Below are 7,448 nucleotides of genomic sequence, written 5' to 3' on the forward strand. Positions count from 1 at the left end.
GAATTAACCATATCAGAAAGGGGGTCTTTTTTCATCACCTAATGGGTGATGAAGCAGATTACTTTAAAGACTATTAAATCAATGTTAGGAAAGACTATTAGTAAAACTATGAATTATTCAGGATTAAATATCGATACAAATTATGATCGTTTTAATTCTTGCATTATTTGTTTTAATTCTTGTAATTCTTCTTTATATAAATCCCGATATTGGCCACTTTGCGTTGCCCCGTCCAAGTGAATGGGGCCAATCATAATGCGATGTAAGTCTGTCACTTTTACCCCGCATTGTAAAAACATCCGTTTAATTTGATGTCTTTTACCCTCAGTTATAGTAACAATCCCACTACTTTCACTCACGGATTGATTTAAGATGCGTAATTTGGCTGTCTTGAGTTGAGTTCCATCTTCTAATAGTAAGCCGCCTTTAAATGCTTCAACCATTATCTGATCCATCAAACCATTCACAGTGACACGATATTGCTTCTCTTTAGCGAAACGTGCTTGTTCAAATAGATAATGCAATTGACCATTATTCGTGAGAAAAACTAAGCCGGTTGAGTCACGATCTAATCGCCCTACAATTGATAAACTCTCATCAAAATCTTGATTTTTAAGCAAATCTAAAACAGTAGAGAACTTCGAATCTTTTTTAGCACTCAAGATCCCTTTGGGTTTGTTCAAGGCTAAATAAGTATGTCCAAAATCTTTACCTATGCGCTTACCATTCACTCTGATATCAAATAATACAGGATCGACCGTAAGCATTCGATCCGTGACGATTTTTCCGTCACACGTTACTTGCTTACTTTGTAATAATCTCTTTCTATTTTTTACAGGCAAATCGAGTGCTTGTTGTAATAACTCATCCAGCGTCATCTGTTTAACTCTTCTAAATATTCATTGTGGCTACGTTCAAAAAAATCAGCAATTTTATCCATCGTCTGAGTTTGTACAAGGTGACCAGCATGTTCAAAGATGACTTCCATTCTCAATTCCGTATTCTCTTCTACAAAGGCTTTTGTCTGGCTAAATGGAACTTTTCCATCTTCATCCCCGTGCCAAATAAAGAAAGGTCTGTCATTTAATAATTCGGGCTGGCGAGCTAAATCATACTTAGGAATCCAAGCAGTTAGATTGAAATAGTCCTTAGGTAAATAAATATTACGACTTGTCGCATGTCGGTGAATCATGTCTCTGTAATCAGTTAAAGCTGGTGTTCCCATAATACATGCTGCTGCATTAATTTCTGGATTATGAGTCATTAAGGCACATGTTGTCATTCCACCCATCGACAAACCACCTACACCAATGAAATCAGTGGCTAAATGACGTTTTTTGAAATAATCAATAATATAGCCAAATTCAAATAGATTTGTATGAATGCTATTAAAAAAAGTCAATGAGGGTATCGATGAAACCGACTGGATACGTTCACCGTGATTCTCAGCATCCGGTAAAACAACTCGAAAGCCTTTAGCTGCTAACTTACGGCCTTGGGTGATAACTAATGTTTTATTAATTTGCCAACCATGATAATATACGATAATCGGCAAGGGTTTATTTCGATCTGCGTCTTCAACAACTTCAAATACGGGAATTGTCCCAATCATTCTTTTTCTTACAACAATTTTCAATTTTTTCCAACTTTCTTTAAAGTATATCATTGTACTTTTGATGACAATGTTTGACTAATTTGTTATTCTTATCATAATGAAAAGCTTTTCAAAGGAGGCAATTATGAAATTAGATAATATTATATCAGAGCCATCACGCATTCTACAAGGAAGTCGCATTCCTGAAGCCTATTCGGTAAATGAACACAGTGAAATAATTAATCTTCACGCGGTGGCATATCCATTGAATACACAAGAAGTCGTCGACTTAGTTAAATATGCTAACCAAAATGATTTAGCAATTATTACTTATGGAGCTAATACTGGTTTAGCTGAAGCGACGTCAGCTTTCGGTGGTGAGTTAATCATTGATCTCAGCAAGATGAATCAGATTATTGACTTCGACTTAGATACATTAACTTTAGTTGTAGATCCTGGTGTCACTAATGGTGAAGTTCAACAATTTGTTGAATCCAAAGGTTATTTCTACCCACCAGATCCTGGAGCAAAACATGGTTCAATTGGTGGTAATGTAGCTACAAATGCCGGCGGTATGCGTGCGGTTAAATACGGTACAACGCGTGATTACGTACGTAAGATGGAAATCGTCCTGGCTAATGGTGACGTGATTGAAACAGGTAGCGTAGCGATTAAGAACAGTTCAGGTTATAACTTAAATCATCTATTTATTGGTTCGGAAGGAACTTTAGGAATCATTACTAAAGTCTACTTAAAAGTGATTCCCTTGCCTAAGTTTAAACAATCTTATATCGCCGCCTTCCCTTCGTTAGACGATGCGGCGGAAGCAGTACTTTCTATCTTACGGAATGGTTTAGATATCACAGCTGTTGAGTTTTTCGAACGACGTGCCATCGCATATAGTGAACAACTCTTGAATAAAACATTTCCTAGTGAAAATGGTGTTGCGTACTTATTAATGACCTTTGATGGGATGCATGAAGCGGTCATTCAAGAAGAAGCTCAGCGTTTAGAAAAAATTACTCATGATCATTATGCTGTTGAGTTTTTAGTGCTTTCTGAAGAAGATAGTTTAACTGCATGGGATTTACGCGATAATATATTAGCAGGAATACTAACAATTTCTGAACAAGAGCCTCTAGATTATTCCGTGCCTGTGAATGAATTTGTGAATTTTTTCAAATATACGCATGAAGTTGAAGCGAATAGTGGTTTAAATTTCATTAGTTTTGGCCATGCAGGAGATGGTAATATTCACTCTTCTATCTTGCGAGCCGGCTTAACTCAAGATGAATGGCAAGAGAAAAAACATGAAATACTGACGAATTTATATGCTTATGTCTCTGAAGTCGGTGGTTTACCTTCTGCAGAACATGGTATAGGTTTAGTTAAAAAGCCATACTTTAAACAAGTGATGAGTAGCGAATATTTGCATTACTTAAAACAAATTAAATTGGCATTTGATCCTGACAATCGCTTAAACCCAGGTAAAATATTTGATTAATACTTCATCCTCAAACAAAGAAATCACCTCAAAGATTAACTCTTTAAGGTGATTTTTTATGTATTCATTTTGTCGCAGGTTCTAATTGACCCATCTCAATAAGTTTATTTTTTACTAGTTCAATAACCACTTCTGCATCAGCAGGGTTATTAACGACATCGTATTTATCAATATCAATTTTGATTACTTGTGATGCGTGGTAGTGATTATCTACCCAATCATCGTAGCCACTCCAAAGTGTTTTATAATAATTCACTAAGTTGATATCTTGTTCAAATTCACGACCACGAATGCCGATCCTCTTTAAAATTGTCTCGAATGAGCCTGTTAGATAAATCATTAAATCGGGAGATTTTTTAGGTAGTTCATCCAATTCTTCAAGCATATTTGTCAGAAGTTTTTCATAAATATTAAACTCAAGATTTGAAATGCGACCTAAGTCGTTGTTAACTTTCGCGAAGTACCAATCTTCATAGATTGAACGATCTAATACGTTACTACGGTGAACAAGTGCCTCCTTAATACTATAAAAACGGCTACTTAAAAATTCTAACTGTAATAAAAATGAATATCTTTTTAATTCTTGTTCTTCCTCTGATGCGGTATAAAATAATGGAAGTATTTCATTGTCATCCACATTTTCATAAAAAATATCTGATTCAAGTGCATTACCAATTAACTTTGCAACACTGGTCTTTCCAGCACCAATCATTCCACCAACAACTATAATCGCCATCGACTCCTCTCCTTTATTCCATACAACAACATGTTGTGTCTATTTAAAGATTATAACACTATATATTGTGTTATCAAGCTGAAATTTAATCTCGTCATAGACGCACCTATGAAACTATACAGAATTTTGTTGATGGATTCAAGTTAATTATTCCACATAATTTTATAATAATAGAAGCGCCACTTTTGTTAGTAAGTGACGCCTTTAATGTCTAATCTTTGACTTCGAATTCAAAATGTTCGACGATTTTATTTTGTAGATGTTGATATTTACCTTGGCCTTTAAACATTTGGAATGCTTGAACTGATAGTTGGTCTGCTTCATCAGGATACACATCATTAACATACGGATTATCTTTTAGTATTTCTTTTAAATGCTCTTTTCCAACTTTGCGGATAGATCCACTCACGCGAATGACTTCTATACCCTTCTCAGACTTAGCCATTCCTGTAATTGATACTTCAGGTTTTGCTTCTAATTGCTGATAAAAGTCAGTTTTAGGTGATGTCATGAAGAAGATTCCTTTTTCATTCCCAACACCTACATTAATATAACGTGCTTGAGGTAGTCCTTCTTTGTCCACAGTTGAAAAAACCGCTGCACCAATCTCATCTTGTAATAATGTTAAATATTTTTTGTATTCCATATTCTTCCTCCTAAAAATTTACATTTCTGTAATATTATATTCTGTTACCATTATTGGATAAGTGCTTTCTACAAAAGCAAATATATCTTCTAAACGCTTCTTGCCTACCTTTGCATCGCTTGTAACAATCGCGAAAGCAAGTTCACTTTGATTTAATATATCGTGAAAAGCAACTTCTGCTGCCGATACCTTAAATCGAACTTGACTCTTTTGAATGATACTTTTGACGACGCGTCGTTTGTCTTTTAAAGAATACGCATCATTAATTATAAAAGTGATTGTCAAGACATGTACATACATCAATATCCCTACTTTAAATTAAATATTTCAATGACTCACATTGATAATGAAAGAGAAAAAAAAGAAATAAATCATTTTATAATAACATGAATCATTTCTTTGATATTAGTTATGGCACGATTACCAAATTCGGTAGCCAATATTTGTGATTAAAAGGCCAGTCTGAATGTCCCAACGACAATATTGGATATATACCATATCATCACCATTACCGTAATAGGCTAAATCAGGCATATAATCATCACCGTAAAATTGTTTTTGTTGATTCTCATGTAGAAATTCAATCGTTTGAGTAATTTCATAACCTTTACTTAAACCATATTCGTCTGTAATGACTACTTCTGTTCCAACCTCTAGCAGACCTTGATCCGCTAATGGCTTAAAAACGCCTGTACCCGATAAATCATAATAATGACCAAAAAATGTATTGATATTATTTTGACCTACATAAGCCACTCGGTTTTCATTCAAGACTTCATTTAATTCATCAAAATCATCACCGAAGCCTTCGTTTCCTCGCATGTCTTTAAAAGAAAACTCATAACCATTCACGTTTAGGCTTTCTTCAGTATAGCCTGCTTCTGTCCCATCTTCTGGCAAGGATTCGATTTCCTCTTCATCGTAGTCAGTTGGTAAAACTGGTTCATGAATGACCGCACCTTCAATATCTTCGGGTTTCAGGCTGTCATCTTCATTATCTTTTTCTGTTTCGTCCTCGTCTACTCTGTTTCTTTCCTGTACTGACGAAGTATCTTGAGCAAGTACTGCCGTGTTTGGCGTATAAGAATTTGTATAAGGCATGAGAGTCGCGAGTATTGATGTTAATAGTAGAAAGCGTTTAATAAAAATCACCTCAAAATTAGTCTAGTACTCATATTATAACTAAAAGTGTCTAATTTAATACTAAATATATTATAAATTTCCGTTAATATTTAGTATATCTATTATGGTAATTTAATCTTTGCGACATTTAATGATCTTAATGTAGGTGTTTTCTTATATTGGTGTTCTTCCATTTTAATTAAGATATCGTTAAGCATCTGAACTGTATCTGACATATAAGAGCCTTTATTAAGCATGACACACTCAGAACGGCTCCCTTCAGCGGCATCGGTCACCTCTGCTCTAGAAGGAATTCCTTCATCCAGCATTGAAGCCATTACCTCTGTCCCCCATATCACAGGAGTATCACTTGCCTCACAAATCCATAAGATTTCTTGTTGTAATTCAGCAAGTCTCACATAACCACTTTCTACCGCTAAATCTCCGCGAGCAATCATGACAGATACTGGGTTTCGACTTCCAGCTTTTAGAATAACTTCGGGTAAGTTATTCATTGCTTGAACTGTTTCAATTTTTAACGTTAATGGGACGTCGCTTAATAGTCGGTCCGACTTTTCAATTTCTGCTTGGATTTCTTCAATATCATCCGTAGTTCGAATGAATGAACACCCAATCATATCCGCATGTTCAACGGCAAAGTGAATCGCTTCGCGGTCTTCATCAGTTAAGATGTCAATGTCAAACTCTGTTTCGGGGAAATTTAGGCCTTTCTCAGCCTTTATCCTTACAGATCCACCTCTAACTCTTTTAACTAGTAACAAAGCTTCTGACTCGCCAATTTCCTTCACTTCAAGCTCGATTGACCCATCATCAATTAAAATTGGATCATCTATTGATAATTGCTCAAATATTTATTGAATACTACAACCGACGGTCACTTTAATATCGTCATCAAGAGGTGGTAAATTGGTATAATCTTTAGTCATACGAACTAAATCTCCTGCTTTTACTTTAGGTTTCTTAAATTTTGTGAAGACCCACTCTGTTCTAATTTTCGGACCGACAATGTCGATTAAAATTTTTACTTTCTTATCTAATTCTTCGGTTAATTCATGAATATTATCTATCATTGCTTTCCAAGTCTTTTCATTATCATGTGCTGCATTAATTCTAGCAACATTCATTCCACTTTCAATTAACTCTCTCAAAAGCGCCTTGTCTTCAGAAGCTTCAGTAGGCATTGTCACCATAATTCGTGTATTTCTTTCTTTGGGCGCGTCTCCAAAAAACAATTGTGTATTCTGGGAAAGTCTGTTTCTTCCCGCTGTTGATTGTTTTGATTCAGGTTCTTCTATGTCCATATCTTTGCCAATTGTATTTCCTAAACGTCTAATAACAGACTCTAAAGTAAATAACGTTCTAGACTCTAATCTACCTAAACTTGATAGACCCCATGAAGATAAATCTGCTTGTAATGATCGGATATCTCGTCTTCTTAAAGCGAGATAAGCAAACAAATTCCTAGCACTTTCACGAAAGTCATTACGTTCGATAAATTTATCAATGGCTTCATATTCAGTTTTAGATTCAGCTTTTACTTGTTGGTATAATTCGGTTAAATCATCATAAATTTGAGTTTGTTCTTCAATACTTGAGTATGTCATTTGTTCACCTCATAACATATTATTGTTAATGTGATTATAACAATATTCATCGACATTTGAAAACGTTACCCTTTATTATTACTACATATATATTCCTGAATAATTCATACTTTTAAATATTGAGTTATTCTAGTCGTTATTTTTCAATTTTGGATCACTTTATCGAAATTAAAATATTTTAATCGATTTTCTAAGCTAAAGAAAAACTTTTTAGTCTCATC

Annotated in this window: 7 protein-coding genes and 1 pseudogene; 1 reads left to right on the top strand and 7 read right to left on the bottom strand. The window is 34.7% G+C overall.

Translation table 11 applies throughout. From position 1 onward, the window contains the following. Nucleotides 1-140: 140 nt before the first annotated feature. Together ACEN31_RS10615 and ACEN31_RS10620 are read right to left on the bottom strand one after the other, a co-directional pair. Nucleotides 141-878 carry a pseudouridine synthase gene (locus ACEN31_RS10615; protein WP_407109391.1) on the bottom strand — a complete coding sequence of 246 codons (738 nt, stop codon included), beginning with the start codon at nucleotides 876-878 and terminating at the stop codon, nucleotides 141-143. Beyond that, the gene (locus tag ACEN31_RS10620) at nucleotides 875-1,636 is read right to left on the bottom strand and encodes an alpha/beta fold hydrolase (RefSeq protein ID WP_407109392.1); all 762 of its coding nucleotides are present in this window, start codon (nucleotides 1,634-1,636) and stop codon (nucleotides 875-877) included. The genes ACEN31_RS10615 and ACEN31_RS10620 overlap by 4 nt, the downstream gene beginning before the upstream one ends. Before the next feature lie 103 nt (nucleotides 1,637-1,739). Between ACEN31_RS10620 and ACEN31_RS10625 the strand changes: the two genes are divergently transcribed. Continuing rightward, nucleotides 1,740-3,098 carry an FAD-binding oxidoreductase gene (locus ACEN31_RS10625; protein WP_407109393.1) on the top strand — a complete coding sequence of 453 codons (1,359 nt, stop codon included), beginning with the start codon at nucleotides 1,740-1,742 and terminating at the stop codon, nucleotides 3,096-3,098. Between the two features lie 64 nt (nucleotides 3,099-3,162). On the opposite strand, the gene ACEN31_RS10630 is transcribed toward ACEN31_RS10625, so the two are convergent. The 5 genes and pseudogenes from ACEN31_RS10630 to ACEN31_RS10650 all read right to left on the bottom strand — a co-directional run bounded on the left by ACEN31_RS10630 (nucleotide 3,163) and on the right by ACEN31_RS10650 (nucleotide 7,227). Further along, on the bottom strand, nucleotides 3,163-3,834 hold the full coding sequence (locus ACEN31_RS10630) for a deoxynucleoside kinase (protein ID WP_407109394.1): 672 nt from the start codon (nucleotides 3,832-3,834) through the stop codon (nucleotides 3,163-3,165). A gap of 211 nt (nucleotides 3,835-4,045) precedes the next feature. Next, a complete protein-coding gene (locus tag ACEN31_RS10635) occupies nucleotides 4,046-4,480 on the bottom strand; it encodes a pyridoxamine 5'-phosphate oxidase family protein (protein ID WP_407109395.1) in 435 nt (144 codons plus the stop codon). Nucleotides 4,481-4,498: 18 nt separating this feature from the next. After that, nucleotides 4,499-4,780 carry a DUF503 domain-containing protein gene (locus ACEN31_RS10640; RefSeq protein WP_407094376.1) on the bottom strand — a complete coding sequence of 94 codons (282 nt, stop codon included), beginning with the start codon at nucleotides 4,778-4,780 and terminating at the stop codon, nucleotides 4,499-4,501. Nucleotides 4,781-4,900: 120 nt separating this feature from the next. Next, a complete protein-coding gene (locus ACEN31_RS10645; RefSeq protein ID WP_407109396.1) occupies nucleotides 4,901-5,581 on the bottom strand; it encodes a hypothetical protein in 681 nt (226 codons plus the stop codon). A gap of 143 nt (nucleotides 5,582-5,724) precedes the next feature. After that, nucleotides 5,725-7,227, bottom strand: a pseudogene (locus ACEN31_RS10650) (pyruvate kinase). Nucleotides 7,228-7,448 lie beyond the last annotated feature (221 nt).

Source organism: Ruoffia sp. FAM 26255, from assembly GCF_045528525.1.
Taxonomy (GTDB): domain Bacteria; phylum Bacillota; class Bacilli; order Lactobacillales; family Aerococcaceae; genus Ruoffia; species Ruoffia tabacinasalis.

What these genes read in the sequence shown, in the direction of transcription:
- ACEN31_RS10615 (WP_407109391.1), bottom strand. Translation starts at nt 878, where the DNA reads ATGACGCTGGATGAGTTATTACAACAAGCACTCGATTTGCCTGTAAAA.
- ACEN31_RS10640 (WP_407094376.1), bottom strand. Translation starts at nt 4,780, where the DNA reads ATGTATGTACATGTCTTGACAATCACTTTTATAATTAATGATGCGTAT.
- ACEN31_RS10625 (WP_407109393.1), top strand. Translation starts at nt 1,740, where the DNA reads ATGAAATTAGATAATATTATATCAGAGCCATCACGCATTCTACAAGGA.
- ACEN31_RS10630 (WP_407109394.1), bottom strand. Translation starts at nt 3,834, where the DNA reads ATGGCGATTATAGTTGTTGGTGGAATGATTGGTGCTGGAAAGACCAGT.
- ACEN31_RS10635 (WP_407109395.1), bottom strand. Translation starts at nt 4,480, where the DNA reads ATGGAATACAAAAAATATTTAACATTATTACAAGATGAGATTGGTGCA.
- ACEN31_RS10645 (WP_407109396.1), bottom strand. Translation starts at nt 5,581, where the DNA reads ATGCCTTATACAAATTCTTATACGCCAAACACGGCAGTACTTGCTCAA.